Below are 25,990 nucleotides of genomic sequence, written 5' to 3'. Positions count from 1 at the left end.
CTCCCCATGCCCTCATTTTCACGTTTTCTTGAAGATACCCTGCATCGCGCGGTCTCCTACGCCAACGAACGCCGCCACGAGTATGCGACGCTCGAACACCTGCTGCTGGCCCTCATCGATGATAATGACGCCAGCGGGGTGATGAAGGCCTGCAATGTCGATCTGGTCGCGCTGAAGACGGCGCTGACGCTCTATGTCGACACTGACCTGGCTGCGCTCGCCACCTCGGACGGTGAGGACGCCAAGCCCACCGCCGGCTTCCAGCGCGTGATCCAGCGCGCGGTGATCCACGTGCAGTCCTCGGGCCGCGAGGAAGTGTCCGGCGCGAACGTGCTGGTCGCCATCTTCAGCGAGCGCGAAAGCCACGCCGCCTATTTCCTGCAGGAGCAGGACATGACGCGCTACGACGCCGTCAACTACATCGCCCACGGCATCGCCAAGAAGGCGGGCATGAGCGAGCAACGTCCGGCCAAGACTGCCGGCCAGTCGCCGGAGGAGGCCGAGGACGCCGCCGCCGTGAAATCGGGCGGCGAGGCTCTGGAAGCCTATTGCGTCGACCTCAACGAGAAGTCGCGCAAGGGCAAGATCGACCCGCTGATCGGCCGTCATGCCGAGGTGGACCGGGCGATCCAGATCCTGTGCCGCCGGACCAAGAACAATCCGCTGTTGGTCGGCGAACCCGGCGTGGGCAAGACCGCCATCGCCGAAGGCCTGGCGCTCAAGATCGTCAACCACGAGGTCCCGGCCGTGCTGGAAGGCGCGACCATCTACAGCCTAGACATGGGCGCGCTGCTGGCCGGCACCCGCTATCGCGGCGACTTCGAGGAGAGGCTGAAGCAGGTCGTCAAGGAGCTGGAGAACCACGAGAACGCGATCCTGTTCATCGACGAGATCCATACGGTGATCGGCGCGGGCGCGACCTCGGGCGGGGCGATGGATGCGTCCAACCTGCTGAAGCCCGCCCTGGCGTCCGGCACCCTGCGCTGCATGGGGTCGACGACCTACAAGGAGTATCGCCAGCACTTCGAGAAGGACCGCGCCCTGGTGCGTCGCTTCCAGAAGATCGACGTCAACGAGCCGACGGTCGAGGACACGGTGAAGATCCTCAAGGGGCTGAAGACCGCCTACGAGAGCCACCACAAGCTGCGCTACACCGATGCGGCGATCCGCTCGGCCGTGGAGCTGTCGGCTCGCTACATGACCGACCGCAAACTGCCCGACAAGGCGATCGACGTGATCGACGAGGCGGGGGCGTCGCAGATGCTGCTGCCCGAGAACAAGCGCAAGAAGGTCATCGGCCAGAAGGAGGTCGAGGCCGTCGTCGCCAAGATGGCGCGCATCCCGCCGAAGTCGGTGTCGAAGTCCGACACCGAAGGCTTGCGCGAACTGGAGAAGGACCTGAACCGGGCCGTCTTCGGTCAGGACTCGGCGATCGAACAGGTGGCCTCGGCCATGAAGCTGGCCCGCGCCGGCCTGCGCGATCCCCAGAAGCCGATCGGCTCCTTCCTGTTCGCCGGCCCGACCGGCGTGGGCAAGACCGAGGTGGCCAAGCAACTCGCCGCCACCCTGGGCATCGAGCTGCTGCGCTTCGACATGTCGGAATACATGGAGCGGCATACGGTGAGCCGCCTGATCGGCGCCCCTCCGGGCTATGTCGGGCATGACCAGGGCGGGCTTCTGACCGACGCCGTCGACCAGCATCCGCACGCCGTGGTCCTGCTGGACGAGATCGAGAAGGCCCACCCGGACGTCTACAACATCCTGCTCCAGGTCATGGACAACGGGATGCTGACGGACGCCGTCGGCAAGAAGGTCGATTTCCGCAACGTGGTTCTGATCATGACCACCAATGCGGGCGCGGCCGACAACGCCCGGGCCTCGATCGGCTTTGGCCGCGGCAAGGTCGAGGGCGAGGACGAGAAGGCCATCCAGCGCCTGTTTGCGCCGGAGTTCCGCAACCGTCTGGACGCGGTGGTCTCGTTCAAGGCCCTGCAGCCCGAGGTCATTCGTCAGGTGGTGACCAAGTTCGTCCTGCAGCTGGAAGCCCAGCTGGCGGACCGCAACATCACCATCGAACTGTCCGACGACGCGGCCGACTGGCTGGCCAAGAACGGCTTCGACGAACTGTATGGCGCCCGCCCCCTGGGCCGGGTCATCCAGGAGAACATCAAGAAGCCGCTGGCCGACGACATCCTGTTCGGACGCCTGACGCGCGGCGGCCATGTGAAGGTCGAGCTGAAGGACGGCAAGATCGTCTTCGACATCAAGGCCGCCTCGGGCGGTCCGGTGAAGGAAACGGTCGATGGCGAGACGGTATAGGGACCGATGTCTCCTTCCTGTCGCGTAGCGATGGGGAGGTGGCTCGGAGCGAAGCGGAGAGACGGAGGGGTTCTTTCCGCGTGCGCCAAGAACCCCTCCGTCAGCTCGCGAAGAGCTCGCCGCCACCTCCCCATTCGCCAAGCGGCGAACAGGGAGGATTGAATTGCAAAAAGGCCCGGGAGCGATCCCGGGCCTTTCGTGTTCTGGCGGTCGAAGCCTAGTAGCGGCGGCGGCCCGAGCCGGCCATCAGGAAGGCGATGCCGGCGAGGATGCCGGTGGTCAGCAGGGGCTTGCGACGGGCGAAGTCGAGGCCGGTCTTGACCGGGCCGCGCAGGTCTTCCGGGGCGCGGTCGGACAGGGTTTCCAGCTGGTCGATGGCGCGGCCGTAGTAGTCGAGCGCCTTGCCCTTCACCTCGTCGAACCTGCCTTCGAGCTGCAGCTTCGTGTCGCCCGTGAGATTGCCGAGGCCGGACTTGATCTTGCCGCTGACGCCGTTGGCGGCGCCGTCGATACGTTGGTCAGTCATGCGAAAAATCCTTTCAGGGTGTGTGCCGGGGAGGCGTGTCCGTTTAGCGCGCGCGAACCGCCCGGGTTCCTCGCACATGGATGGTTGCGAGGGCGGTTATGCAGGACGATATCAAGCGTGAAAATAATGGCGAAACCGGGAGCAAGACCACGATGCTGAGATTCATCCTGCAGGCGGTGGTGACGGGGCTGGGGCTGTGGCTGGCGGCGTATCTTGTGCCGGGGGTGGCGTTCCTGTCGACCGGGTCGCTGATCGCGGCGGCGGTGCTGCTGGGGCTGGTCAACGCCATCGTGCGACCGATCCTGGTCTTCGTGACCTTCCCGCTTACGGTGATCACCTTTGGACTGTTCCTGCTCGTCGTGAATGCCGCGACCATCGGCCTGGTGGCCATGTTCCTCGGCGGATTCGTGGTCGAGGGTCTGTGGGCGGGCGTGGGCGCGGCGATCGTCACCGGCGTGGTCAGCTGGATCGCCGGCTCGGTGATCCCGGACGAGAGCCGCGTTCGAGAGATCTAGCTCGCCATCAGCAGCGGCGGGGCGTTCGCCTCGCTGACCTGGGCCAGGACCGCGTGCAGGGCCGGTATCTCGATGGGCTTCCTGAGCACCCCGTCGGCGCCGGCGGCCATGTAGCGGGCCACGTCCTCCTCGAACACGTTGGCGGTCAGCATGTGGATCGGCACGGAGGCGCCCGTCGCACGGATTGCCTGCAGGGCCGCGACGCCGTCCATCACGGGCATCATCACGTCCATCAGGATCAGGTCGTAGCTGTGGGCGGCCGCCGCCTTGACGGCCTCGGCGCCGTTCTCGACCAGGGTGGTCTCGACCTCCGGTTGGCCCAGAAAAAGGGCCAGCAATTTGCGGTTGGCGGGGTGATCATCGGCGGCCAGGACTGACAGGCGGCCGTTGGAGGGCGCATAGGCCGGCGCGACGGTCTGGACGACCGGGTCCGCGCGTTGGGCGGTGATCTGGAACCAGAAGACGGCGCCGCCGCCCTCGGCCGTGCGGACCCCGAGGGTTCCGCCCATGGCCTCCACGCTGGAGCGACAGATCGCGAGACCGAGACCGGCGCCGCCGGCGGCGCGGCCATCGTCCAGTTGTTCGAATGGTTCGAAGATGCGGGCGTGCTGATCTTCCGGCACGCCGGGACCCTGGTCCTCGACCTCGATGTCCAGGACAGTCGCGTCGTCGTTGGCCGCACGCGCGCGGGCGTGCAAGCGCACCGTGCCCTTCGGCGTCATCTTCAGGGCGTTGGACAGCAGGTTGATGACCACCTGTTCGATCCGGCCGGCGTCGGCCAGGACGCGGAAGTCGGCGGGGTCGCCCTCGCAATCGACCTGCAGATCCAGGTTCAGTTCCCCCGCGCGGTGCCGCCAGACGCGGCCTATGCCCTCGATGCCCTCCCGCACGTCGACGGGGGCGAGGCGGACGTCGACCTGGCCGGATTCGATCCTGGACAGGTCCAGGGCGCCGTTCAGCAGACGCAGCAGAATGGCGCCGGCGTCGCTCATGTCGGCGACCAGCTCGGTCTCGGCCCTGGCCCGCTTCTTGCGCTTCAGCATCTCAACGACGCCCATGATGATGCTCAGGGGCGTGCGCACATCGTGGCTGATCATGGCCAGGAAGCGGGACTTGGCCATGTTGGCGCGGTAGGCCCGGGCGCGGTCGGCCTCGGCTTCGGTCAGGGCGGTCTCGAGGGCCCGTGACCGCTGGATCAGGTCGACCTGCAGCTCGACTGTCTGGCGGTCGCTTTCCAGCTGCCGCCAGCCCGCGCCGATGACGCCGGCGACGAATATGACGATGCTGGCCAGCAAAGCAGGGTCCCAATGCACCCGGTTCCAGACGATGAAGGCGAAGGCGATGATGGGCGGGACGGCGGCGGCGGCGAAGCTCCGGCGGCTGATGTGAACCTGAAGGGCGCCCACCATCAGGTTGCCTATGATCAGCAGCAGCGCGTGCCTCAGGTACTGGGGGTGGTGCGTCAGCAGCATCAGGATGTAGCCGCTGGTGTGCAGGGCGAGCGTCAGGGCGACGGTCTCGGTCCACCGCTTCAATGCGACGAAGGCGCCCGGCGTTTCCGGATGCAGGCGCGCCCGTTCGACCACCGACCACAGCAGGGCGTAGAGGCCGAGCTGGCAGACGGCGAAATTGGCGGCCCAGGTCCAGTCCAGGATCCAGACGGCCAGGATGCAGAAGGCCACGATGAACGCGATGCGCACCGGGAATATGGCCCGGTAGCGTCCGGCATAAGCGCGCACGTAATCACTGTTTCGGACCATGATCGCTCACTGTGACGCTTGACCAAGGTCGCGCTTAACCGTCGCAGTTTAAGGAGGGATCAACACGCGGGAATCACCTTTCCATAATTTAGTCCGGATTATATTGACGCGGACGTTTCGTCCGGGTAAATCTATCGCCTCGTTTGGGAGACACCGATGTCCGCCGCCACAGCTCAGTCCTGCACCGCCTTCGCCGGCCACCGGTTGATAGCCTCGGGCGGGCCGCGCGATATCGCGGGGGCGGTTAAGGCGGCGTTCGAGGCGGGCGAGAGCGTGCTGGTCTTCGACGACGCCGACGCGCGACCGGTCGAGTTCGACCTGCGCGGCGACCTTGAGGCCGTACTGGCACGTCTCGCGCTGCCGGTCGAGAAGGAGAAGCGGGGGCCGGGGCGGCCGAGGCTGGGGGTGACGGCGCGCGAGGTCACCCTGTTGCCGCGCCACTGGGACTGGCTGGCGTCTCAGCCCGGCGGGGCGTCCGTGGCGCTGAGGAAACTGGTCGAAGGCACCCTGCGCGAGGCGGAGGGGCCGGATCGGGTGCGCAAGGGCCGGGAGGCGGCCTACCGCTTCATGACCGCCGTGGCGGGAGATCTGCCGGGGTATGAGGAGGCGACGCGGAGGCTGTTCGCGGGGGACGCTGCGGGGTTCGAGGCGGCGGTGGCGGGGTGGCCTGAGGGGGTCCGGGATTATGCGGCGGGTTTGGTCGTCGCCTGACCCACACTTCTCCGTTCACCCTGGCGAAGGCCGGGGTCCAGATGGAGCAGACATTTGGCTCTGAATAACAGTCAGGTGGCCCATCCCGGCGGCCTGTGTCCTTGATCTGGACCCCGGCCTTCGCCGGGGTGCACGGTGAGGGGGGGGGCCTCGAGATCGGGCCGGCTTTGGCGATGACTACGCCGAGAGCGGCTTAGGCGAGATTTCGCTCACAAGGCCTCTCTGGAAAATCATCAAATAACAACGAAGTCGGGTTCTTCCTGGTCGTCGCCCAGGTCCCAATCTCTGGAAAGAAGCTTGGCGGCGTCCTGCGTCCACTGACGTTGCCCCACGTCTTCAGTTCGGCAGTTGTCACCCCACCTTCACCCGCGTCGCCGCCTCGGGGAGATCCTCCCCGAACGCCCGCTGGTAGAACTCCGCGATGGTCGGCCGTTCCAGCTCGTCGCACTTGTTGAGGAACGTCAGCCGGAAGCTCAACCCGAGGTCGCCACCGAAGATGGTCGCGTTCTGGGCCCAGGTGATGACCGTGCGTGGGCTCATGACCGTCGAGATGTCGCCGTTCATGAAGGCGTTCCTCGTCATGTCGGCGACGCGGACCATGGCGGCGATGGCGCGCTTGCCGTCGGCGGTGTTCCACTCGGGCGCCTTGGCGACGACGATCTCGGCCTCAACGTCGTGGTCGAGGTAGTTCAGGGTGGTGACGATGTTCCAGCGGTCCATCTGGCCCTGATTGATCTGCTGGGTGCCGTGATACAGGCCCGAGGTGTCGCCCAGGCCGATGGTGTTGGTGGTGGCGAACAGCCGGAACCATTTGTTGGGGCGGATGACGCGGTTCTGGTCCAGCAGGGTCAGGCGGCCCTGGGCCTCCAGCACGCGCTGGATGACGAACATTACGTCGGGGCGGCCGGCGTCGTATTCGTCGAAACACAGGGCGATCGGGCGTTGCAGGGCCCAGGGCAGCATGCCCTCGCGGAACTCGGTGATCTGCTTGCCGTCCTTCAGGACGATGGCGTCCTTGCCAACCAGGTCGATACGGCTGACGTGGCTGTCCAGGTTCACGCGGATGGTCGGCCAGTTCAGCTTGGCGGCGACCTGTTCGATATGGGTCGACTTGCCGGTGCCGTGATAGCCCTGGACCATGACGCGACGGTCGAAGGCGAAGCCGGCGCAGATGGCCAGGGTCGTCTGGGGGTCAAACTTGTAGGCCGGATCGGTCTCGGGGACATGGCTGTCGACCGTGTCGAACCTGGGCACCATCATGTCGGAATCGATGCCGAAGACCTCGCGCACGGAGACCTTGCGGTGGGGTTCGAACGTCAGCAGCGGATCGGGGGTCGCGTCGAGGAGAGGAGCCATGGGCATCATCTAGAGGCGCCGCGCGCGCGGCTCAACACGCGCGCGGCCCGGTGCGTCAGTTATTCCGCCGACAGCTCCACCTCGACGTTGCCGCGGGTGGCGTTGGAGTAGGGGCAGACCTTATGCGCGGCCTCGATCAGGGCGTCGATGGTCGCCTTGTCGAGGCCGTGGTCGGTGACCTTGATGGCGATGTCGAGGTTGAAACCTTCGCCGCGCGTGTTCGGGCCGATGCCGACCGTGGTGTGAATCTTCGTGTCGGGGCCGACCGGCGTGCCCGCCTTGCCCGAGACCAGACGCAGGGCGCCCATGTAGCAGGCGGCATAGCCGGCAGCGAACAACTGTTCGGGGTTGGTGCCCGCGCCGCCCTTGCCGCCCATCTCGGCGGGGAGGGACAGCAGGACGTCGATCTTGCCGTCGTCGGTGGCCGAGCGGCCTTCGTCGCGGCCGCCGCCGGTCGAGGTGGCGTGAGCCTTGTAGAGGATGTTCATGGAGCGCTCCTGGGTGTGGGGACCGCTTACGTAGTGTCTCCTCCCTGTCGCGCCAGCGATGGGGTGGTGGAGACGGAGGGGTTCTTTGCGACGGCAACACCCCTTCCGTCAGCTCACAAGGGCTCGCTGCCGCGTCCCCACTGGTGTGTGGCAGGCAGGAGACGGGGTTTCAGCCGGCCAGACCGGCCTTCTTCAGTGTCTTGTAGGCCTTGATGACGCGCTGGAGCTTGGCTTCGGCGCCGCGGTCGCCCTGGTTGAGGTCGGGGTGAAAGCGTTTCAGCAGCTCATGATAGCGCGCCTTGATGCCCGCCTTGTCGGTACGGAGGTCCAGATCGAGGTCCGCCAGGGCCTGACGCTCCAGCTTGCCGATTCGCAGGGTGTCTTCCTCATTGACCGCCTGTTCGCGGACGCGGCGACCGAACAGGCCGAAACTGTCCTGCCACGAGCCGGCGGCGCCTTCCGCCCGGGTCGTACCCATCTTCGAGGCGAAGGCGGCGGCTTCGCGCGAATTCTTGCCGGCCTTCATTTCCCAGGTGGGACGGCCGCCGGTCATGGCCTCGTTTTCCTTGGCCGCGCGAACCTGGGCCTCGTTCATGCCGGCGTAGAAGTTCCAGCTCTTGTTGTACTCGGCGGCGTGCGGCTGGCAGAAATCATAGAAATCGTTCAGCCGCTCGCGCGACTTCGGCGCCCTCGCCGTCGCGGCTTTGAGACAATCGGGCCAGTCGCACGGCTTCTCGCCGGGCTTCAGGTGCAGGACATCGGCCGCGGCTTCGGCTTCGCCGGCCTTGGGCGGTTTGATCCGCATGTCTTTGAAACGGGGTTTGTACTCGAATGACGCTGGCATTGATCCCAGTGTAGGGTCGAATTGGTCACCATCAAGGAAACCGACATGCTGGAAGGCCCTATCGCGTCGATTATGCGGGAAAAACTCATATCCGCGCTCCTGCCGACACGGCTGGAGCTTGAAGATGACAGCGCCAGGCACGCCGGACACCATCACGAAGGCGGAATGGACGCCACGCCGGGCGGCGAGAGCCACTTCAACCTGACTATCGTGTCGGAGGCTTTCGCGGGCCTTGGGCGGGTGCAGCGTCAGCGGGCGGTGAACGCCGTGCTGGCCGATGAGCTGGCGGGGCCGGTCCATGCCCTGTCGATCAAGGCCCTCACCCCTGATGAAGCCGGGGGTTGAGAAGAAACCAGCGTTCACTTCGTCTTAGAAGGTTCGTCATAGCGTCGCTCTCGGGACTTACAGGGATGGCGCGAACGTATGGTTGGATCCGAGGATATCGGCAAAAGCCTCGACTCGGGTCGCTCGGCGGGCGTCAGCGCCAGCGAGGCTGCGCAGGCCCTGACGGCGATCCTGCAAACCCAGTATCTGCGCTACATCATCATCGGCAGCTGGGCGATCGGCCTGCTGGGCACGGTCGGCTGGGTCGAGGCCATCATCTGGTTCATCGGTACGATCGGCGCCGGCGCGATCCGCGGCAAGGTCGAAAAGGGCATGGCGGGTCGGGTTGATGCGGGCTGGGGCCTGCTGTTCCCCGCTGTCGCCACCGTGACCACCGCCGCCTGGGCCTCCGCGCCCCTGATGGCGTGGTTCTCGCCTCATCCGTTCGGACATCCGCTGGCCGTGGCCCTGCTGGTCAGCGGCTATGTGCTCGTCTTTGCCCAGCTGAGAAGCTCGCCGAAACAGGCGATCGTGATCTCGTCGCCCTATACGGTGGCGGCGCTTATCATCGCGGCCAGCCTGTGGGGCGGGCCGCTGTTTTGGCCGTTCCTGGCCATCCTGCCCTTCACCTCGGCCGGGATGTTCGTTCTGGTGACCATGACCATGCTGCGCGAGGAGCGGATTCGCGCCTTCCAGGAGCATCAGGCCCACCTGATCGAGGAACTGCAGGGCGCCCGCGACAAGGCCGACGCCGCCAACCAGGCCAAGTCGAACTTCCTCGGCGTCATTTCGCACGAACTGCGCACCCCGATGAACGGCGTCCTGGGCGCGGCCCAGTTACTGGGCGCGACGCGGCTGGAGACGACGCAGAGGGAATATCTGTCGATCATCCGCAACTCGGGCGACAACCTGCTGAGCCTGCTGAACGACATCCTCGACATGACCAAGATCGAGGCCGGCAAGATGACCTTCGAGATGATCGACGTCTCGCTCGAGGATCTGCATCGCCGCGTGACGGGCCCGTTCGTCGCCCAGGCCGAGGCCAAGGGGCTGGAGTTCCGCTCTACCTTCGTCGGCGAAACCCCGGCCGTGGTGAAGGGCGATCCCTTGCGCGTGTGCCAGGTGCTCCAGAACCTGCTGTCGAATGCGGTGAAGTTCACCGACGCCGGCGTGATCGAATTCCGCACCGAATCAACCCGCATCTACGACCGCCGCGTGGCCTTCACCTTCTCGGTGACCGACAGCGGTTCGGGCATTGCCGAGGCCGATCTCGAACGTCTGTTCCAGCCCTTTACCCAGGCCGACGCCTCGTCGACCCGCCGGTTCGGCGGCACGGGCCTGGGACTGACCATCGCGCGGCGCATGGCCAACATCATGGGCGGCGACATTACCGTGACCTCCACGGTCGGGCAGGGCTCGACCTTCACCCTCGTGGTCGAGGCGGACGTTGTCGAATGGCAGGCCGTGACCGAGGCCGAGGCCATCGATGCCGAGGTCGGCGACGGGGAAAGCCTGAACATCCTTGTGGTCGAGGATCACCCGGTCAACCGCATGATCCTCGAAGCCTGGCTGGGTTCGGCGGGCCATGCGACCGTCACCGCCGAGAACGGTCAGATCGCCGTCGAAATGGCTGGCCAGCAGCGGTTCGACCTGATCATCATGGACGTCAACATGCCGGTCATGGACGGTCTGAGCGCCACGCGCCTGATCCGCACCAAGGGGCCGAACGCGGAGACGCCGATCGCAGTCCTGTCCGCCTCGGCGCGAAACGAGGACCATCAGGCGGGCCTCGAAGCGGGCGCCGACGCCTATCTGAACAAGCCGATCGACTTCGCCGCCCTGGCCCGGCTGATGCAAAAGGTGCACGGCGGCCGGACCGGCGTGCGCGCGGCGGCTGAGGTGGCCGAATTGGGCGAAACGGCGGCGGCCGCCTGAACCTGAGGTGAGCGGCGTCGTTCAGGCCCGGCTCAATCGTGGGATCATAATGTGGGGGGGAAGTCGGAAGTCCCCGACCATTAGGAGAGTTCGCCGTGAAGAAGTTCACCACCGTCGCACTGGCCGCCCTGATCGCGGCGGGCAGCATGGGTGTCGCCTCGGCCGCCGACGCCCAGTCGCGCCACGACCGTCAGGATCGTCAGGAACACCGTCAGGACCGTCACGATGATCGTCGTGACGACCGACACGATGATCGCTCAGATCGTCGTGACGACCGTCGGGAATGGCGCCAGGACAACCGCGAGGACCGTCGCGAGTACCGTCAGGACGTCCGGGCCTATGACCGTTGGCAGCGGTCGGAGCGTCGTTACAACGCCGGTCGCTATGCCCCGCCGCGCGGCTATCAGGTCCGCCAGTGGAGCTATGGCCAGCGGATGCCGAGCTACTATTCGCGCGGCTATGTCGTGAACGACTACAACCGTTACGGCCTGCGCGCGCCCCCACGTGGATACCAATACGTCCGCTCGGGCAATGACGTGGTGCTGGCCGCCGTCGCCGGAGGTCTGATCACCGCCGTGATTGCGGGTCTGTTCAACTAGTTTGATCCCCGCTTGATGATTGCGCCCCGGAGGGAAACTTCCGGGACGTTTTCGCACGATCAATCACCGTGCACCCCCACAACGGCCGGGGTCCAGATCGCGGATTCGATGTTCGTCGTGAGTAGGCATTCCGGAGACCAATCGGCATCTTCGGAGTTTGCATCTAGACCCCGGCCTTCGCTGCGGTGCACGGAGTGGTGAGTGGTCTCAGGCTTCTTCCCGTGGAGAACAATGCGCGCCTTCGCCGAATTGCTCGACCGCCTAGCGCTGACCGGGTCGCGGAACGCCAAGCTGGTGTTGCTGAGAGACTATCTGCGCGCCACGTCCGAACCCGACAGGGGCTGGGCCCTGGCGGCCCTGACCGGTGAGTTGACCTTCAATGCCGCGAAGCCGGCGATGATCCGCAAGGCTGTGGAGGCTCGGGTCGATCCGGTGCTTTTCGGCTGGTCCTACGACTATGTCGGCGACCTGGCGGAGACGGTGGCCCTGATCTGGCCGGGGAGCCCCGACCATCGGCCGAACCGGGAGCCGGAGCTGGGCGAGGTGGTCGATGCCCTGGCCCTGGCGAAGCGCGGCGAGGTGCAGGGGCTGATCGAGGGCTGGCTGGACGCTCTGGCCCCCAAGGGGCGGTGGGCGCTGCTGAAGCTGGTCACGGGCGGGATGCGGGTCGGACTGTCGGCGCAGCTGGCGCGAACGGCGGTGGCGATGATGCGGCCCGGGACGGTCACCGGGGCGCCGGAGCCGGGGGGCGGGGAGGCGACGCAAGCCCTTGAGCCGCTGACCGCCGCCGACATCGTCGAGGTGTGGCATGCCGTCGAACCGCCCTATGCCGAACTGTTCGCCTGGGTCGAGGGTCGGCAGGAACGGCCGGACACCGAGGCGCCCGGGCGATTCCGGCAGGTCATGCTGGCCGTAGCCATCGACGAGGCCGTGGATTTCAACAAGCTCGACCCCGCCGACTATGCCGCCGAATGGAAGTGGGACGGCATCCGGGTCCAGGCCGTGCGCGAAAATGGTGTGGCGCGGCTTTACTCCCGACATGGGGATGAGGTGACCGCCGCCTTCCCCGACCTGATGAGCGCCCTGACCTTCGAGGGCGCGATCGACGGGGAGCTGCTGGTCATGCGCGACGGCGTCGTCGCGCCGTTCGGGGACCTGCAACAGCGCCTGAACCGCAAGACCGTGGATGCGAAGCTGATGGCCGCCTATCCGGCGTCGCTCTATGCCTACGACCTGCTGGGAGAGGCGGGGGAAGATTTGCGCGGTCTGCCGCTGCTCCAACGCCGCGCGCGGCTCGAGGCGGTGGTGTCGGGCCACACCGGCGAGCGGCTGCACCTCTCGCCGGTGGTGGCGTTCGACAGCTGGCAGGGGCTCGGCGTTTTGCGGGCGGATCCGCCAGTGGGGGCGGCCGCCGAGGGGCTGATGCTCAAGCGCTGGGACAGTCCCTATGTCGCCGGGCGTCCCAAGGGGCCGTGGTTCAAGTGGAAGCGCGATCCGCACACGGTCGACTGCGTGATGATGTACGCCCAGCGCGGGCACGGGAAGCGATCGAGCTTCTATTCCGACTACACCTTCGGCGTCTGGACGTCCGAGGGGACGCTCACCCCGGTGGGCAAGGCCTATTTTGGCTTCACCGACGAGGAGCTGAAACAGCTCGACAAGTTCGTGCGCGACCACACGGTCGAGCGGTTCGGACCGGTGCGATCGGTCCGGGCCGAGCGGGACTTCGGCCTGGTGCTGGAGATCGCGTTCGAGGGCCTGCAGCGGTCGCCGCGGCACAAGTCAGGGGTGGCGATGCGGTTCCCCCGCGTCAGCCGCATCCGCTGGGACAAGCCGGCGCGGGAGGCCAATACGCTGGACGACGTGATGGACCTGCTGGACTCGCTGGAGAGCGGCGGTGGACGGGTGGCGAAACAGAGTTCCTGACAGGCGGGGTTCCAAATCGGGACCAAGGCGTTAGACCCCGCTCATGTCTTCGACACTCGATACTTTCGACACACTCCTCGCCACGGGACAGCAGGCGGTCGCCGTCGATGCGGTGATGCTGGCCAGGCTGACCCAGATCGCGGGCGACTTCGCCGTCAATCTGTCGGTCGCCCTGATCATCCTGGTCGCCACGGTGTTTGCCGCGCGCTGGGCCTCGTCTGCGACTCGCAAGGCCCTGGGTCGCGTGCGCGGATTCCGCCACGACCCGACGGTGCTGAGTTTCGCCGTGCAGGTTGTGCGCGTGCTCGTCTATCTGATCGGCTTCATCGCCGTGCTGCAGCGGCTGGGTGTGCAGACGACCTCGATCATCGCCGTGCTGGGCGCGGCCTCCCTGGCCGTCGGCCTGGCGCTGCAGGGGACGCTTTCGAACGTGGCGGCCGGGGTGATGCTGCTGGTGCTGAGGCCCTATCGTGTCGGCGATCTGGTCAATATCGGCGGCAACGTCGGCAAGGTGCAGAGGCTGGACCTGTTCTTCACCCAGCTGTCGGACGCCAACAATGTGAAGATCATGGCCCCGAACGGGAAGGTGTTCGGCGACATCATCCTGAACCTCTCGGGCCAGAAGAACCGGCGGATGGAGCTGAAGCTCGGGGTCGGCTACGGCGACAACCTGAACATCGCCAAGGAGGCGCTGGTCGGTGCGGCGAGCGGTATTGATGCGGTCCTGCCCGATCCTGCGCCCTGGGCCGGGGTGACCGACCTGCTGGACAGTTCGGTGGAGATGACCCTGACCGCGTGGACCACGTCCGATGACTACTGGCAGGCCCGGGCCGATGTCTTCCAGGCGGCGAAGGAGGCGCTGGATGCGGCGGGTATCGAGATCCCGTTCCCGCACCAGGTCGCCGTGCCCTATGGCGACGACTATGCGCCGTTGCCTCTGGCGACGGAGGGCGTCCAGGGTTTGCGCGGCCGGACGAATCCCCGCAGCGCGGGGCTCGACACCCGTCCCGACGACGACCAGAACGAGGCCTGATCCGCGATGCGCTACGACTTTGGATCGGACAACACGGCCGGTATGGCCCCCGCCGCCCTGCAGGGGCTGATCGACGCCAATGCCGGGTTCGCCCGGGCCTATGGGGCGGATGATGTCACCGCGCGCGCGGCCGAGCAGATCCGGGCGAGGCTGGATGCGGACGCCGAGATCCGGTTCGTCTTTTCCGGCACGGCCGCCAATGCCATCGCCCTGTCCATGCTGGCCTATCCGCACGAGGCGGTGCTGGCGCACAACGCGGCTCACATCTGCACGGACGAAACCGGCGCGCCGGGATTCTTCGGCCAGGGCCTGGGCCTGATCGGCCTGCCGGGCCCGTCGGGCAAGATCGATCAGAAGGCGCTGGAAGCCGCGCTGGAGGAGCCGGAGGTCGGACACCGCCAGCCGCCGGCCGCCCTGTCGCTGACCCAGTCGACCGAATACGGCACGGTCTATACCGAGGAGGAACTGCGCCACCTGATCGAGCCGGTGAAGGCCAGGGGTTATGGCGTTCATCTTGACGGCGCGCGGCTCGCCAACGCGGCGGCGGCGGGGTTCGACCTGACCCAGATCGCGCGGCTAGGCGTCGATGTCCTGGTGTTCGGCGGAGCCAAGGCCGGCGGCCTCTGCACCGAAGCCATCGTGATGTTCGACAGGACCCTGGCCCGCAGGGTGGACAACCGGCTGAAGCAGGCGGGGCAGACCGCGTCCAAGGCGCGTTTCCTGGCCGCGCCCTTTCTGGGGATGCTGGAGTCCAACGCCTGGGAGGACGGCGCCGCCCACGCCAATCGGATGGCGTCACGCCTGGCAGAGGGCATCGCGACGCGCTCTCCCTTTGTCCTGGCCCATCCGGTGGATGCCAACGCGGTCTTCGTGCGCATGCCCGTAAAGGCGCATGCGCGTCTCAACGAGGTGGGCTGGGCCTGCTACCGCTTCGACGACGGCTCTGTGCGGTTTGTCTGCTCATGGGCCACCGAAGAGGCGGCGGTGGATGAAATCATCGAGGCGATCGCGGGCCTTTCGTGAGACCCCGGCGCAGTCCATATCGGTCGCATGGCGCGTGGTGAACGATCGGGACAGCGGGGTGGGGGCGGCATAGAGGCCAAGGCGCAGAACGCCGGCGCCGCGGCCGAGGCGCCCGTCGATCCCAAAACCATCCCCGCTCTGATGGATCTGATCCGGCTGGTGGCCCGATCCGGCGCACCGCAGCTGAAGCTGCGTCTGACCGTGTCCATCCTGCTGACGATCGCGGGCAAGGGGCTGGGGGTGCTGGCGCCGCTGGTGCTGGGCGCGGCGGTCAACCATCTGGCGGCGGATCAGCCGGCGGGCGTTTCGGTCGGACTGGGCTTCGCGGGCTTCGCGGTCGGCTGGGCGATCGTGCGGTTCCTGTCGTCGAGCGCGCCGCAGCTTTCGGACGTGGTCTTCGCGCCGGTACGGGCGGCGGCGCAGCGGACAGCGGCGACCGAGACCTTCGCCCACGCCCTGAGCCTGTCGCTCGATTTCCACCAGACAAAGCGGTCTGGCTCCTTGTCGCGGACGGTCGACCGCGGGTCGCGCTCGGTCGACTTCCTGTTGAGGATTCTCGCGTTCAACCTCGCGCCGACCGGGCTGGAGCTGATCCTGGCGGCGGCGGTCCTGGGCGGGAAATACGACTGGCGGTTCGCGGCCGTCGCGGTGGTCGTAGTGGTCGTCTACTCGATCCTGACCTTCTCGATCTCCAACTGGCGGATCGAGCATCGGCGGACGATGAACACGGCCGATACCGAGGCGGCAGGCCAGGTCGTCGACGCCCTGATCAACTATGAGACCGTGAAGTCGTTCGGCGCCGAGACGCGGGCGGCGCTGGGCTACGACCGGGCCCTTGGCGCCTATAACGACGCCGCGCTGAAGGCCAACAGTTCGCTGGCGCTGTTGAACGCGGTGCAGGCCCTGATCATGAATATCGGTCTTGGCGTCATGGCTGTCATGGCCGGGTTTGAGGCGGCGGCCGGGCGGATGGGGCCGGGCGACGTGACGGCGGCGGTGCTGATCCTGATCTCGTTGTATGCGCCCCTCAACATCCTGGGCTTCGCCTATCGGGAAATCCGCCAGTCCTTCATCGACATGGAGGAGATGCTGAAGGTTACGCGCCAGACGCCGCAGGTGGCCGATGCGCCGGGCGCCGCGGATCTCGTCCGGCCCGAGGGGCAGAGTGGTGGGGCGCTGGCCTTCGAGGACGTGTCCTTCCGTCACGACGCGCGCGCAAACGGGCTGGAGGATGTGTCCTTCACCGTCCAGCCGGGCACGACGACGGCCCTGGTCGGGCCTTCGGGATCGGGCAAGTCGACGATCGTCAAACTGGCGCTGCGGCTGCTGGACCCGCAGGTTGGACGCGTGGTGATCGACGGGGCAGACGTGCGCGATGTGACCCAGGCCTCGCTGCGCCGCGCGGTTGCCCTGGTGCCGCAGGACGTGGCTCTGTTCAACGACACACTGGCGGTCAACATCGCCTTCGCCCGCCCCGAGGCGGACGAGGCGGCTGTCTGGGCGGCGGCGGAGGCGGCGGAACTGGCGGAGTTTATCCGCAGCTTGCCCGACGGGATGGAGACGCGTGTCGGCGAGCGGGGTCTGAAGCTGTCCGGCGGCGAGCGTCAGCGGGTCGGCATCGCCCGGGCCCTGCTGGCCGATCCCTGTATCCTGATCCTGGACGAGGCGACCAGCGCGCTGGACAGCCGCACCGAGGCCGCGATCCAGAAGACCCTGCGCAAGGCCAAGGCGGGTCGGACGACCCTGGTGGTGGCTCACCGGCTGTCGACCATCGCCGATGCGGAGCAGATCCTGGTGCTGAGGGCCGGCCGGATCGTCGAGCGCGGCGCGCACCATGAGTTGGTGGCCCGGGTTGGCGGCGAATACGCGGCTCTGTGGAAGAAGCAGACGCGCGGCGCGCGGATAGGCCTCGACGCGGACCGTCAGTCGGCGGGTTGATCTGCCGCCGGAATCTTGCGCGCCACCATCTGGTGCAGATTGGCCAGGATCTCGGTGCGGGTCTCCTCCGCATCCTCAGGCAGGCCGAGGATCAGTTGAAGCGCCTGGGCGTGGACGGTGATGATACGCCAGTCGAAAGGCGCGCCGGGGAGGGCCGCGTCGATCAGGTCGCACAGGCCGGCGGCGGCCTTGCACAGGTCGTCGCGATCGAACGGGCCGGCCGCGTCAATGATCGCGCTGCCGATCTCATAGGCCTCGTTCAACCGCAGAACCGGGTCCTGATCTGTGGGCGGGGCCTGAAGGGCGGAGAGCCGTGCGATCCGTTCGGCGACGATGGACTGGCTTTCGGCCTTCAGGTTGTCGAGATTGGCGCGGGCCTGGGCCATGGCGACGCCGACGCTGAGGCCGCCGGGCTGATCGATGATGGTCGACAGGCGCGAAGTGCGCGGCTTCCACATCACGGCGGTCATGATGACAGCGCCTCGGCGGAAGCGGCGGCCGCACTGTCGGCCAGGTGAGAGATCAGGCGGATCATATCGGCGCGCCGTTCGCCTTCGTCACGCGGCGCCGCGGGGGCAAAGCGGCGGTCCGGGCCGGAAAAGTCCCCGGCCTCCAGGAACGGCCGGTTGTCACGCGCGACCCAGATAATGCGTTCCAGAACCACGGCGGGGCTGAAAGGCTTGGTGACGAGGAAGTTGGCGCCGCAGTCGCGCACGTCCGCCACCTTTGAGCGTCGTACATGGCTGGCGGTCATGATCACTGGGACGAAGGCGTTCGGCTCCAGGCCGGAGCGGCGGAGCCAGCGGACAAGGCCGTGACCGTCGGAGCCTTCCATTTCGCAGTCGATGAACAGGAGATCGATGGAGTGGAACTTCAGCAACTCCATCGCCTGGGCCGTGCTGCGTGGCGCGTGATGCGTGCGAATGCCGAAGCCTTGGAGCGCCTGGATGGTCACCTCCATGCTGAACGGCGAATCGTCGACGACCATCGTGACCGCCTCGGTCAGATTGAAGACCGCGCTTTCGCGCAGTGGCTCGTCGGCAGCGCTCATGGACGACGCTGGGTCCGGGCAATCAAAGGGGACATGGAGTGGCCTTGGTCGCGGAGGGCCGAAAATGAAAATTTCTTCTCTACGACGCGTTAACGCTAGAGTCCGGTTCCCAAAATGGAACGTGGCAAAGCGCCGCCGCCAGATTGTCCTGGAGCAGGATCGGCATCAGATCTTAGAAAGAGGCTGGTTCACGCTTTCGACAGAGTCGCGAAGCGCTTCCGTGTCAATCGATCAGCCTCTAGGCCTGACGACCGATGGCGTAGAACCGGTCCGAGCGCTGCTTGCGTAACTCGACTGCGGTCAGGGGCCTGAGCTGCTGCAGTTCGTCCCAGACGGCGTCACCGACGGACTGCATGGCGGCCTCGCGGTTCGCGTGCGCGCCGCCGAGCGGTTCGGGGATGATCCGATCGACGATCTTCATCGCCAGCAGGTCCGGACCGGTGATCTTCATGGCGTTGGCCGCGTCCCTGGCCCGCGCGCCGTCGCGCCACAGAATGCCGGCGGCGCCCTCCGGCGAGATCACCGAATAGATCGAGTGTTCCAGAATCAGCACGCGGTTGGCTGCGGCCAGGGCGATGGCGCCGCCCGATCCACCTTCGCCCGTGACCGTGGCGATCATCGGTGTTCCCAGGATCAGGCCGCGCTCCGTCGAGCGGGCGATGGCCTCGGCTTGGCCGCGCTCCTCGGCGCCCAGGCCCGGATAGGCGCCGGCGGTGTCAACGAAGGTCAGGACCGGCAGGCCGAAGCGGTCGGCCATGTCCATCAGGCGCACGGCCTTGCGATAGCCCTCGGGCCGCGCCATGCCGAAATTGTGGGTTAGGCGGGTGGCGGTGTCGTGGCCCTTCTCATGGCCCATGACGACCACGGCCTGGCCGCGGAAGCGGGCGAGACCGCCCAGGATGGCCTGATCGTCGCCGAACTGCCGGTCGCCGCGCAGCTCGACATAGTCGGTGAAAAGGGCGTCCAGATAGTCGATGAAGTGCGGACGCTGGGGGTGGCGGGCGACCTGGGTCTTCTTCCACGGGTCCAGCTCGGCATAGGTCTTCTTGCGAAGTTGCTCGGCCTTGCGGCGCAGGCCGTCGATCTCGGTCTCAAACGAGCCGGAGGTGGCCGAAAGCAGACCGAGTTCCTCGATCTTGGCCTCCAGATCGGCGATCGGCTTTTCGAATTCGAGATAGTGGGTGGCCATGAGGCGTCCGGAAGGGGCGGGCGAAACGGCCCTGTCGCAAGGTGCCGGAACCTAGAGAGGTCAACGCAGGGGGGCAAGCGGGGGTTCGGGAGAACAGAGGTCGATACGGCGCGTTATCCCGATCGCGTCGAGGAAGGCCTCGTCGTGGCTGACCACCAGAAGGGCTCCGTCATAGGCCCGCAGCCCTGCCTCCAACGCCTCGATGGAGTCGATGTCGAGATGGTTGGTCGGCTCATCGAGAATGAGGAAGGGCGGAGGCGCCGGGCCGGCGAGCACGCAGGCCAGGCCGGCGTGGAGTCGCTGACCGCCCGATAGATCGCCGACGATCTGGAGCGCGGCGTCGGCGCGGAACATGAAGCGGGCCAGGGCGGCGCGGCAGGCGTTCTCGTCGACCTCGGGGTGCAGGCGGCGGAAATTGTCGCGGATCGACAGGGCAGGATCGAGGACGGCGACCTGCTGGTCCAGCATGGCCGCAGGCGTCGAGAGCCGCACCCTGCCCGACGTCGGGGCCAGCGCGCCGGTGATCAGGGCGAGCAGGGTGGTCTTGCCGGAGCCGTTTGGACCGGTGATCGCGACACGTTCGGGACCCGCGATGCGCAGGGACAGGCCGGTCAGGACGGGGTGTCTGGGGACATAGCCGGCGGACACCCTCTCGAGGGCCAGGATTTCTCGACCGATGGGCAGGCCGGTCGGGGGCAGGGTCACGGTCAGCGGCTGGAGCACCTCGATCCGTTCGCGGGCTGTCCTCGCCGCCCCTTCCGCCTGGTCCCGGCGGCGCTCGGCGAGACGGGATTGCTCGCCGCCGGTGTCCTCGGCGCGGTCCTTCCTGGCGCCGAGCAGGATCTTGGGCTGATCGCCGCCGGCGGCCGAGGCGCGACCGGCGCTGTCGGAGCGGGCCTTGCGTTCGGCGTTCCGCTGGGCCGTGCGGGCGAGGCCGGTCAGGCGTTTGTCGGCGTCGGCGAGGTCGCGCCGGGCAGCCTCAAGCTCCAGCGTCTTGCGGGCGCGCCAGGCGCTCCAGCCGCCGCCGTAGCGGGTCGCGCCGAGAGTGGCCAGCTCGACGATGGCGTCCATCATCTCCAGCAGTTCCCGGTCGTGGCTGACCACGATGGCTCCGGAGCGCCACTCGGCCAGCAGGTCGATCACCGCCTCTCGCCCTTCGCGGTCGAGGTTGTTGGTGGGCTCGTCGAGGATCAGCCAGTCCGGCTCTTCGAACAGCAGGGCGGCGAGGCCGGCCCGGGTGCGCTGGCCGCCGGATAGGCTCGCGACACGGGTGTCCGGGGTGGCGTCGAGGCTCAGCCGCCCGAGCGCCGAGGTTATACGCGCCTCTAGCGTCCAGTCGGCGCGGCCCAGGTCGTCGGCGTCGGCCAGCCCCGCCTCGGCGCGGGCGAGGAGGGCGAGGGCGTGCTTTGCGTCGAACAGGTCGGCTATGGTTTCGCTCCCATCGACCTGAACGGTCTGGCGCAGAACAGCGACGCGGCCTTTGACGGTCACGGTCCCGCCTTGTGGCGTCAGGCGGCCCTCGATGAGGCGCAGCAGGGTGGTCTTGCCGACGCCGTTGCGACCGACGAGCCCGGTGCGCTCAGGCCCGAAGGCGAGGTTGAGGTCGGAGAATAGAGGCGATCTGCCGGGCGGGGCCCAGGCGAGGTCGTGCAGAACGATGGAGGCGGACATGGCTTTCCCGATGCAAGGCTTTGAGGGGCGGTTGCGGTCGGGAGGGGATCACATGGTCGGCGCGGGCCTTCGTTCGGGGTGAGCGTCAGAGGCTAGGGGAGGGCGTCGGCGGGATCAAGGCGATCAGAAAGCCTTGTATAACCCGGCCTGTTTCAGAACTTCATTGGCGGTGTGTCGGCTTTTTGAGCGAGGCACGATGATCGCATGGGCCTTGTCGGGATGCCGCCACTTCTCGTGGCTACCCTTGGCGCTTTCCGCGCGACGCCAACCCGCAGCGGAGAGCAGACCCGTCAATTCAGCGTAAAAGTCATGTGGCATCGAGTGGCGTCCAATGGTGTTCGCTATCGATGAAGCCAACCACCGGGGCCGTTCAACGCACGGGCGGGATCGATAGCGTCATCAGGCTGCGATGACGTCGAAGCCGCCGACGGCCTCAAACCGGATCGGAACCTGACCATGAACGCCCAGATTTTCCGCAAGAAGCTCAGGTGCGAAATGACGCGCCAGGTTTTCAAACTCGCCGAGCGTTGCCGTTTCGAGCACCAGACCCTGAATATTGGACTCACTGGTCCAGACCTCGGCCTCGGGGTCCCAGATCGCCTTGACGTAGAAGGACTGGCTCATGAGCTTGAGTATGCGCGCCTAGTCGTCCCGCGCCAAGGGATGGTGCCGGTTGACCACCTGGGTCAGGCGGTCGGTCGCCAGGTGTGTGTAGATCTGGGTCGTGGCGATGTCGGCGTGGCCGAGCAGGGTCTGGACGACGCGCAGGTCGGCGCCGCCTTCGAGCAGATGGGTGGCGAAGGCGTGACGCAGGACGTGGGGGCTAACGCGGGCGGGGTCGATGTTCGCGTCCAGAGCCGCCTGATCCAGCATCTGGGCGAAGCGACGGGGGGTCAGATGGTTGGCGGTCGTGCCTGACGGGAACAGCCATGGGCTGTCGGGGGCCTTTTCCGGACGAGCGGCGTCGCGCACGATCAGCCAGGCCTTCACCGCTTCCCGCGCCGAGGCGTTCAATGGCGCCAGCCGCTCCTTGCCGCCCTTGCCGCGCACGATGAGGTAGGCGGGATCGCGGCGCACGGCCTCGACCCGCAGGGCCAGCAGTTCCGACACCCGCATCCCCGAGGCATAGGCCAGTTCGACCAGGGCGATCATGCGCACGCCCGAGGCGCCGTCGCGGGCGGCGGAGGCGGTCAGCAGCCGCACGACCTCTTCGCGGCTCAGGGTGCGGGGCAGGGAGCGGCCCTGTTTCGGGGCGTCGAGGCGCCGGGAGGGGTCATCGGCGCGCCAGCCCTCGGCCATGGCGAAGCGGTAGAACTGGCGCACGGCCGAGCGACGGCGCGCGGCCGTGGCGGCGGACAGGCCCCGAAGCGAGAGCCCGGCGAACCAGGCCTCGATCGCGGTCTCGTCCGCGGCCATCAGGCCCAGCGCACCGAGGGCCGCCTCCGCATCCGCGAGATCACGGGCGTAGGCCGACAGCGTGTTCGGCGAGGCGTCCCGCTCCACAGCCATCATCTCCAGGAAGGCTTCGACCTGGGGCGTGGTCATTGTCGGGCGCCGTCAGACGGGCGCTGGCGAGCGGCGGCGCTTGGTGTAGAGACTGGAGCGACCATGCCTTGCCGTAACTCCTCCCGCCGAGACCGACCGTGAGCGCACGCGCCTCGGCCGCCGCGATTCCCGCGCCGACCCGCACCATAGCGCTGGTGGGGCTGATGGGTGTGGGCAAATCGACGGTCGGGCGTCGCCTCGCCAACCGGCTGGGCCTGGCCTTTGTCGATGGCGACGAGGCCATCGAGGCGGCGGCCCAGATGACCGTGTCCGACATCTTCGCCCGGATGGGTGAGGCCGAGTTCCGGGCCGGAGAGGCGCGGGTGATGCGCCGCCTGCTGGAGGGGCCGCCGATCGTGCTCGCCACCGGCGGCGGGGCGGTGCTGAATCCCGACACGCGGGAGCTGATGAAGGCCCATGCGACCTCGGTCTGGCTGAGAGCCGATCTGAAGATCGTGGCCCAGCGGGTGCAACGGCGTGACACCCGGCCCCTGCTGCGCGGCAAGGACCCGCTCGTGGCGCTGAAGGCGATGGCCGAGGTGCGTTACCCCGTCTACGAGGCGACGGCCGATCTGACTGTGGACGTCGGCGCAGGCGCTCATGCCCAGGCGGTGGACGCGATCGTCGCGGCCCTGAACCACTACTGGGCGAACGGAGCCTCGGCATGACGGTGATTGCGGTCTCCGGCGGATCGTTCGCCGCCTATGACGTGGTGGTCGGGCGCGGGCTGATGGCCGAGGCGGGCGCGCGGATCGCGCCGCTTGCGCGCGGTCGGACGGTGATCGTCTCGGACGAGACCGTGGCGGCGCTCCACGGGCCGGCGCTGCAGGCGTCGCTGGCCGCAGCGGGCGTGCGGTCGGAGATCGTGGCCGTGCCGGTGGGCGAGGCGTCCAAGTCCTTCGCCGAGTTGGAACGGCTGATGGACCGGCTGCTGGCGGCGGGGCTGGATCGCAAGGACGTCGTGGTGGCCCTAGGCGGGGGGGTCGTCGGCGACCTGGCCGGTCTGGCGGCGGCCCTCTACATGCGCGGCATCGATTTCGTGCAGGTTCCAACGACCCTGCTGGCCCAGGTCGACTCCTCCGTCGGCGGGAAGACGGCGATCGATACGCCCCGGGGCAAGAACCTGGTCGGGGCCTTTCACCAGCCGCGGCTGGTGCTGGCCGATATCGACGTGCTGGCGACCCTCCCGGATGTGCAACTGCGGTCGGGTTGGGCCGAGGTGGTGAAGCACGGGCTGATCTGCGATGCGGACTTCTTCGACTGGCTGGCGGGAGACGGGGCAGCGGGGGCCAGGGGCGATCCGGCGGCACTGGAGCGGGCGGTGATTCGCTCGGTCGAGATTAAGTCGGCCATCGTCGGCGAGGACGAGAAGGAGGCGGGCCGTAGGGCCCTACTGAACCTCGGCCACACCTTCGGCCACGCCATCGAGGCGGAACTGGGCTTCGAGGAGGCGGCGCTGGCCCATGGCGAGGCCGTGGCGCTCGGCTGCTGTATGGCGTTCCGGTTCTCGGTTTCCCAGGGCCTGTGCACGGCGGCGGAGGCCGAACGGGTGGAGACGGTGATCGCGGCGGCCGGCCTGCCGACCCGGCTGACGCAGGCGAGTCAATTTTCGGCCGAGGCGTTGCTGGCGCGTATGGCGGGGGACAAGAAGGCGGAGGCCGGGGGCGTGACCCTGATCCTCGCGCGTCGGATCGGCGACGTCCTTGTGCAGCGATATGACCACACCGCGCCGATCCTCGACTTCCTGAAGAGTGAAGGCGCGGCGTGATCCCGATCGTTCCGCTGGAAAACGCCTGCGTGCGGCTGGAGCCCTATGCGGCCGGGCTAGAGGAGGAGGTGCGGGCGGCGCTGAACGTCGATCCCGACAGCTGGGCCGTCATGGTCGGGACGGCGCACGGCGAGCATTTCGACCCGTTCTGGACCTCGGCGCTGCGGGACATGCAGCCCGGGACCAAGGTGGCCTACGCTGTGCGGCGGTTATCGGACGGCGTGGTGGTCGGCACCTCCAGCCTTTATGAGATCCGGCCTGAGCATCGGCGCTGCGAGATCGGGGCGACCTTCTATCGGCCGGACGCGCGAGGCAGCCTGGTCAACCCGGCCTGCAAGCGGCTGATGCTGGAGCATGCGTTCACCTCGGGCATCGTGCGGGTCGAAATCCTGACTGACGCAATCAATGCCCGCAGCCGTGCGGCGATTACCAAGCTGGGCGCGCGGTTCGAGGGCGTGCTCGGGAATCACAAGACCACCTGGACCGGCCGGGTGCGGGATACGGCGCTCTACGCCGTTCTGGACCGGGATTGGCCGGATGTCCGGAGCCGCCTCGACCTTCGGCTGGCGGCGTCAGCCTAGTCGATCGCCCGGCACTCCGTCGGCTGGCGGCCGTCGGCGGACCAGGTGGCGAGGATGCCTTTGCCGCGCAGTTCATAGGCGCTGGCCTTGTACCAGATGCCGTCGGCGGCTCTTTCCTGATACAGATCAACGGCCTCGCCGTTCGAGTTACGGACTGTCGCCATGGCGCGGGGGTTGTCGAAATCGACCGACAGGCGTTCACCGTTGTCGCACAGATAGACGGTTCGGATGACGCGGTTGACCGCGCGATCCTGAAGCTCGGCGCCCGTGCGACGACGCGCAGTCTGGGCGTCGATCGCACGCTGGCGCACGGCCTCGCCGTCAGTCGGGGCCTTGGCGGGCTTGGGGCCGCAGCCGCAGAGGGCCGAAGTCGCGGCCGCAATCAGGATCAGGTGACGCATCAGTCTCTCTAGGCGTTACGGTCAGGCTTGGCTAACGGGCCGGACGGACCGCCGTTCCCGGAAGAAGCTGCGCAGCAGCGCCGCTGCTTCTTCCCCCAACAGGCCGCCCTCGGTCGTCGGGCGCGAATGCAGGGTCGGCTGTTCGAACAGGCGGGGGCCGTGGATGACGGCGCCGCCCTTCGGATCGTCCGCCGCCCAGACGACGCGGCCGATTCGGGCATGGCTGATGGCCCCGGCGCACATGGCGCAGGGCTCCAGCGTCACATAAAGAGTCAGGCCCGTGAGACGATAGTTTCCGGTCGCCAGGGCCGCCGCGCGAATGGCCTCGATCTCTGCGTGAGCGGTGGGATCAAGGCCTCCGATGGGGCCGTTGGCGCCGACGGAAATGACGGATCCGGTCGCTTCATCGACCACGACGGCGCCCACTGGCACCTCTCCGGCGTCCGCCGCCGCTTGCGCCAGGTCCAATGCCATGCGCATGAACCGC

General features: G+C 67.4%; 27 protein-coding genes. 13 read left to right on the top strand and 14 right to left on the bottom strand.

Annotated elements, in window-relative coordinates; all coding sequences use genetic code 11:
• Window positions 1–6: 6 nt before the first annotated feature.
• Window positions 7–2,319, top strand: coding sequence for an ATP-dependent Clp protease ATP-binding subunit ClpA (gene clpA / locus ACP7AU_RS05260; protein ID WP_426050740.1), 2,313 nt, complete (start codon window positions 7–9; stop codon window positions 2,317–2,319).
• A 217-nt stretch (window positions 2,320–2,536) separates the two neighbouring features.
• Here clpA and ACP7AU_RS05255 read toward each other — a convergent pair whose 3' ends face one another.
• Window positions 2,537–2,845: a CsbD family protein gene (locus ACP7AU_RS05255; RefSeq protein WP_426039196.1), complete on the bottom strand. Its 309-nt coding sequence runs from the start codon at window positions 2,843–2,845 to the stop codon at window positions 2,537–2,539.
• A gap of 152 nt (window positions 2,846–2,997) precedes the next feature.
• On the opposite strand from ACP7AU_RS05255, the gene ACP7AU_RS05250 reads away from it, so the two are divergent.
• Window positions 2,998–3,360 carry a phage holin family protein gene (locus ACP7AU_RS05250; RefSeq protein ID WP_426039197.1) on the top strand — a complete coding sequence of 121 codons (363 nt, stop codon included), beginning with the start codon at window positions 2,998–3,000 and terminating at the stop codon, window positions 3,358–3,360.
• On the opposite strand, the gene ACP7AU_RS05245 is transcribed toward ACP7AU_RS05250, so the two are convergent.
• Window positions 3,357–5,120, bottom strand: a complete 1,764-nt coding sequence (locus ACP7AU_RS05245) for a hybrid sensor histidine kinase/response regulator (RefSeq protein WP_426050739.1) — start codon at window positions 5,118–5,120, stop codon at window positions 3,357–3,359. The two genes, ACP7AU_RS05250 and ACP7AU_RS05245, sit on opposite strands and share 4 nt — an antisense overlap.
• Window positions 5,121–5,276: 156 nt before the next feature.
• Here ACP7AU_RS05245 and ACP7AU_RS05240 point away from each other — a divergent pair, with 156 nt between their 5' ends.
• Window positions 5,277–5,831, top strand: coding sequence for a DUF2239 family protein (locus tag ACP7AU_RS05240; protein ID WP_426050738.1), 555 nt, complete (start codon window positions 5,277–5,279; stop codon window positions 5,829–5,831).
• 351 nt (window positions 5,832–6,182) lie between these two features.
• Here ACP7AU_RS05240 and cobS read toward each other — a convergent pair whose 3' ends face one another.
• The 3 genes from cobS to ACP7AU_RS05225 form a co-directional block, all read right to left on the bottom strand.
• On the bottom strand, window positions 6,183–7,193 hold the full coding sequence (gene cobS, locus ACP7AU_RS05235; protein ID WP_426039255.1) for a cobaltochelatase subunit CobS: 1,011 nt from the start codon (window positions 7,191–7,193) through the stop codon (window positions 6,183–6,185).
• A 53-nt stretch (window positions 7,194–7,246) separates the two neighbouring features.
• Window positions 7,247–7,675 (bottom strand): organic hydroperoxide resistance protein, encoded by a 429-nt coding sequence (locus ACP7AU_RS05230; protein WP_426050737.1) that lies wholly within the window; start codon window positions 7,673–7,675, stop codon window positions 7,247–7,249.
• Between the two features lie 169 nt (window positions 7,676–7,844).
• Window positions 7,845–8,519: a J domain-containing protein gene (locus ACP7AU_RS05225; RefSeq protein ID WP_426039201.1), complete on the bottom strand. Its 675-nt coding sequence runs from the start codon at window positions 8,517–8,519 to the stop codon at window positions 7,845–7,847.
• Between the two features lie 45 nt (window positions 8,520–8,564).
• Between ACP7AU_RS05225 and ACP7AU_RS05220 the strand changes: the two genes are divergently transcribed.
• The 7 genes from ACP7AU_RS05220 to ACP7AU_RS05190 all read left to right on the top strand — a co-directional run bounded on the left by ACP7AU_RS05220 (window position 8,565) and on the right by ACP7AU_RS05190 (window position 17,297).
• Window positions 8,565–8,864, top strand: coding sequence for a BolA family protein (locus ACP7AU_RS05220; RefSeq protein WP_426039256.1), 300 nt, complete (start codon window positions 8,565–8,567; stop codon window positions 8,862–8,864).
• Between the two features lie 78 nt (window positions 8,865–8,942).
• Window positions 8,943–10,778 (top strand): ATP-binding protein, encoded by a 1,836-nt coding sequence (locus tag ACP7AU_RS05215; protein ID WP_426050736.1) that lies wholly within the window; start codon window positions 8,943–8,945, stop codon window positions 10,776–10,778.
• A 95-nt stretch (window positions 10,779–10,873) separates the two neighbouring features.
• Complete coding sequence (locus tag ACP7AU_RS05210) at window positions 10,874–11,377, top strand: RcnB family protein (protein WP_426050735.1); 504 nt, start codon at window positions 10,874–10,876, stop codon at window positions 11,375–11,377.
• A gap of 231 nt (window positions 11,378–11,608) precedes the next feature.
• The gene (locus tag ACP7AU_RS05205; RefSeq protein WP_426050734.1) at window positions 11,609–13,303 is read left to right on the top strand and encodes a cisplatin damage response ATP-dependent DNA ligase; all 1,695 of its coding nucleotides are present in this window, start codon (window positions 11,609–11,611) and stop codon (window positions 13,301–13,303) included.
• Between the two features lie 43 nt (window positions 13,304–13,346).
• Window positions 13,347–14,336: a mechanosensitive ion channel family protein gene (locus ACP7AU_RS05200; RefSeq protein ID WP_426050733.1), complete on the top strand. Its 990-nt coding sequence runs from the start codon at window positions 13,347–13,349 to the stop codon at window positions 14,334–14,336.
• Window positions 14,337–14,342: 6 nt separating this feature from the next.
• Window positions 14,343–15,359, top strand: a complete 1,017-nt coding sequence (locus tag ACP7AU_RS05195) for a threonine aldolase family protein (RefSeq protein ID WP_426039206.1) — start codon at window positions 14,343–14,345, stop codon at window positions 15,357–15,359.
• Window positions 15,360–15,386: 27 nt separating this feature from the next.
• Window positions 15,387–17,297 carry an ABCB family ABC transporter ATP-binding protein/permease gene (locus ACP7AU_RS05190; protein ID WP_426050732.1) on the top strand — a complete coding sequence of 637 codons (1,911 nt, stop codon included), beginning with the start codon at window positions 15,387–15,389 and terminating at the stop codon, window positions 17,295–17,297.
• Here the strand turns inward: ACP7AU_RS05190 and ACP7AU_RS05185 are convergent.
• From ACP7AU_RS05185 to ACP7AU_RS05155, 7 genes are all read right to left on the bottom strand, one after another.
• Window positions 17,282–17,767, bottom strand: a complete 486-nt coding sequence (locus tag ACP7AU_RS05185; protein ID WP_426050731.1) for a chemotaxis protein CheE — start codon at window positions 17,765–17,767, stop codon at window positions 17,282–17,284. The genes ACP7AU_RS05190 and ACP7AU_RS05185 overlap by 16 nt on opposite strands.
• A complete protein-coding gene (locus tag ACP7AU_RS05180; RefSeq protein WP_426050730.1) occupies window positions 17,764–18,348 on the bottom strand; it encodes a response regulator in 585 nt (194 codons plus the stop codon). The genes ACP7AU_RS05185 and ACP7AU_RS05180 overlap by 4 nt, the downstream gene beginning before the upstream one ends.
• Window positions 18,349–18,586: 238 nt before the next feature.
• Entirely contained in the window at window positions 18,587–19,537 is a 951-nt protein-coding gene (locus tag ACP7AU_RS05175) for an acetyl-CoA carboxylase carboxyltransferase subunit alpha (protein WP_426050729.1), read from the bottom strand.
• Between the two features lie 60 nt (window positions 19,538–19,597).
• Window positions 19,598–21,208 carry an ABC-F family ATP-binding cassette domain-containing protein gene (locus ACP7AU_RS05170; protein ID WP_426050728.1) on the bottom strand — a complete coding sequence of 537 codons (1,611 nt, stop codon included), beginning with the start codon at window positions 21,206–21,208 and terminating at the stop codon, window positions 19,598–19,600.
• Window positions 21,209–21,331: 123 nt separating this feature from the next.
• A complete protein-coding gene (locus ACP7AU_RS05165; RefSeq protein WP_426050727.1) occupies window positions 21,332–21,526 on the bottom strand; it encodes a type II toxin-antitoxin system HicA family toxin in 195 nt (64 codons plus the stop codon).
• An 81-nt stretch (window positions 21,527–21,607) separates the two neighbouring features.
• Window positions 21,608–21,832, bottom strand: a complete 225-nt coding sequence (locus ACP7AU_RS05160; RefSeq protein ID WP_426039214.1) for a DUF1902 domain-containing protein — start codon at window positions 21,830–21,832, stop codon at window positions 21,608–21,610.
• Window positions 21,833–21,850: 18 nt separating this feature from the next.
• Window positions 21,851–22,753 (bottom strand): tyrosine recombinase, encoded by a 903-nt coding sequence (locus ACP7AU_RS05155; protein ID WP_426050726.1) that lies wholly within the window; start codon window positions 22,751–22,753, stop codon window positions 21,851–21,853.
• 98 nt (window positions 22,754–22,851) lie between these two features.
• Here ACP7AU_RS05155 and ACP7AU_RS05150 point away from each other — a divergent pair, with 98 nt between their 5' ends.
• Genes ACP7AU_RS05150 through ACP7AU_RS05140 form a run of 3 tightly spaced genes read left to right on the top strand, consistent with a single transcriptional unit; the run spans window position 22,852 to window position 25,102 of the window.
• Entirely contained in the window at window positions 22,852–23,421 is a 570-nt protein-coding gene (locus ACP7AU_RS05150; RefSeq protein ID WP_426039216.1) for a shikimate kinase, read from the top strand.
• A complete protein-coding gene (gene aroB, locus ACP7AU_RS05145) occupies window positions 23,418–24,521 on the top strand; it encodes a 3-dehydroquinate synthase (protein ID WP_426050725.1) in 1,104 nt (367 codons plus the stop codon). The genes ACP7AU_RS05150 and aroB overlap by 4 nt, the downstream gene beginning before the upstream one ends.
• The gene (locus ACP7AU_RS05140) at window positions 24,518–25,102 is read left to right on the top strand and encodes a GNAT family N-acetyltransferase (RefSeq protein ID WP_426050724.1); all 585 of its coding nucleotides are present in this window, start codon (window positions 24,518–24,520) and stop codon (window positions 25,100–25,102) included. The genes aroB and ACP7AU_RS05140 overlap by 4 nt, the downstream gene beginning before the upstream one ends.
• Here ACP7AU_RS05140 and ACP7AU_RS05135 read toward each other — a convergent pair.
• Both ACP7AU_RS05135 and ACP7AU_RS05130 read right to left on the bottom strand, forming a co-directional pair.
• Window positions 25,099–25,503, bottom strand: coding sequence for an MliC family protein (locus tag ACP7AU_RS05135; protein ID WP_426050723.1), 405 nt, complete (start codon window positions 25,501–25,503; stop codon window positions 25,099–25,101). The genes ACP7AU_RS05140 and ACP7AU_RS05135 overlap by 4 nt on opposite strands.
• A gap of 21 nt (window positions 25,504–25,524) precedes the next feature.
• Entirely contained in the window at window positions 25,525–25,983 is a 459-nt protein-coding gene (locus tag ACP7AU_RS05130) for a nucleoside deaminase (RefSeq protein ID WP_426050722.1), read from the bottom strand.
• Between the last annotated feature and the right edge of the window lie 7 nt (window positions 25,984–25,990).

This window comes from Brevundimonas sp. SL161 (assembly GCF_049896985.1).
Taxonomy (GTDB): domain Bacteria; phylum Pseudomonadota; class Alphaproteobacteria; order Caulobacterales; family Caulobacteraceae; genus Brevundimonas.
The sequence above is the reverse complement of the archived record's forward strand: the minus strand, read 5'-3'. Positions and strand labels throughout refer to the sequence as shown.

Excerpts from the sequence above, each read along its gene's own strand:
- ACP7AU_RS05220 (WP_426039256.1), top strand. The coding sequence starts at position 8,565 with ATGCTGGAAGGCCCTATCGCGTCGATTATGCGGGAAAAACTCATATCC.
- clpA (WP_426050740.1), top strand. The coding sequence starts at position 7 with ATGCCCTCATTTTCACGTTTTCTTGAAGATACCCTGCATCGCGCGGTC.
- ACP7AU_RS05205 (WP_426050734.1), top strand. The coding sequence starts at position 11,609 with ATGCGCGCCTTCGCCGAATTGCTCGACCGCCTAGCGCTGACCGGGTCG.
- ACP7AU_RS05180 (WP_426050730.1), bottom strand. The coding sequence starts at position 18,348 with ATGAGCGCTGCCGACGAGCCACTGCGCGAAAGCGCGGTCTTCAATCTG.
- ACP7AU_RS05135 (WP_426050723.1), bottom strand. The coding sequence starts at position 25,503 with ATGCGTCACCTGATCCTGATTGCGGCCGCGACTTCGGCCCTCTGCGGC.
- ACP7AU_RS05175 (WP_426050729.1), bottom strand. The coding sequence starts at position 19,537 with ATGGCCACCCACTATCTCGAATTCGAAAAGCCGATCGCCGATCTGGAG.
- ACP7AU_RS05200 (WP_426050733.1), top strand. The coding sequence starts at position 13,347 with ATGTCTTCGACACTCGATACTTTCGACACACTCCTCGCCACGGGACAG.
- ACP7AU_RS05160 (WP_426039214.1), bottom strand. The coding sequence starts at position 21,832 with ATGAGCCAGTCCTTCTACGTCAAGGCGATCTGGGACCCCGAGGCCGAG.
- ACP7AU_RS05130 (WP_426050722.1), bottom strand. The coding sequence starts at position 25,983 with ATGCGCATGGCATTGGACCTGGCGCAAGCGGCGGCGGACGCCGGAGAG.
- ACP7AU_RS05255 (WP_426039196.1), bottom strand. The coding sequence starts at position 2,845 with ATGACTGACCAACGTATCGACGGCGCCGCCAACGGCGTCAGCGGCAAG.
- ACP7AU_RS05250 (WP_426039197.1), top strand. The coding sequence starts at position 2,998 with ATGCTGAGATTCATCCTGCAGGCGGTGGTGACGGGGCTGGGGCTGTGG.
- ACP7AU_RS05215 (WP_426050736.1), top strand. The coding sequence starts at position 8,943 with ATGGTTGGATCCGAGGATATCGGCAAAAGCCTCGACTCGGGTCGCTCG.
- ACP7AU_RS05245 (WP_426050739.1), bottom strand. The coding sequence starts at position 5,120 with ATGGTCCGAAACAGTGATTACGTGCGCGCTTATGCCGGACGCTACCGG.
- ACP7AU_RS05195 (WP_426039206.1), top strand. The coding sequence starts at position 14,343 with ATGCGCTACGACTTTGGATCGGACAACACGGCCGGTATGGCCCCCGCC.
- ACP7AU_RS05190 (WP_426050732.1), top strand. The coding sequence starts at position 15,387 with ATGGCGCGTGGTGAACGATCGGGACAGCGGGGTGGGGGCGGCATAGAG.
- cobS (WP_426039255.1), bottom strand. The coding sequence starts at position 7,193 with ATGCCCATGGCTCCTCTCCTCGACGCGACCCCCGATCCGCTGCTGACG.
- ACP7AU_RS05165 (WP_426050727.1), bottom strand. The coding sequence starts at position 21,526 with ATGCCACATGACTTTTACGCTGAATTGACGGGTCTGCTCTCCGCTGCG.
- ACP7AU_RS05185 (WP_426050731.1), bottom strand. The coding sequence starts at position 17,767 with ATGACCGCCGTGATGTGGAAGCCGCGCACTTCGCGCCTGTCGACCATC.
- ACP7AU_RS05155 (WP_426050726.1), bottom strand. The coding sequence starts at position 22,753 with ATGACCACGCCCCAGGTCGAAGCCTTCCTGGAGATGATGGCTGTGGAG.
- ACP7AU_RS05225 (WP_426039201.1), bottom strand. The coding sequence starts at position 8,519 with ATGCCAGCGTCATTCGAGTACAAACCCCGTTTCAAAGACATGCGGATC.
- ACP7AU_RS05240 (WP_426050738.1), top strand. The coding sequence starts at position 5,277 with ATGTCCGCCGCCACAGCTCAGTCCTGCACCGCCTTCGCCGGCCACCGG.
- aroB (WP_426050725.1), top strand. The coding sequence starts at position 23,418 with ATGACGGTGATTGCGGTCTCCGGCGGATCGTTCGCCGCCTATGACGTG.
- ACP7AU_RS05230 (WP_426050737.1), bottom strand. The coding sequence starts at position 7,675 with ATGAACATCCTCTACAAGGCTCACGCCACCTCGACCGGCGGCGGCCGC.
- ACP7AU_RS05170 (WP_426050728.1), bottom strand. The coding sequence starts at position 21,208 with ATGTCCGCCTCCATCGTTCTGCACGACCTCGCCTGGGCCCCGCCCGGC.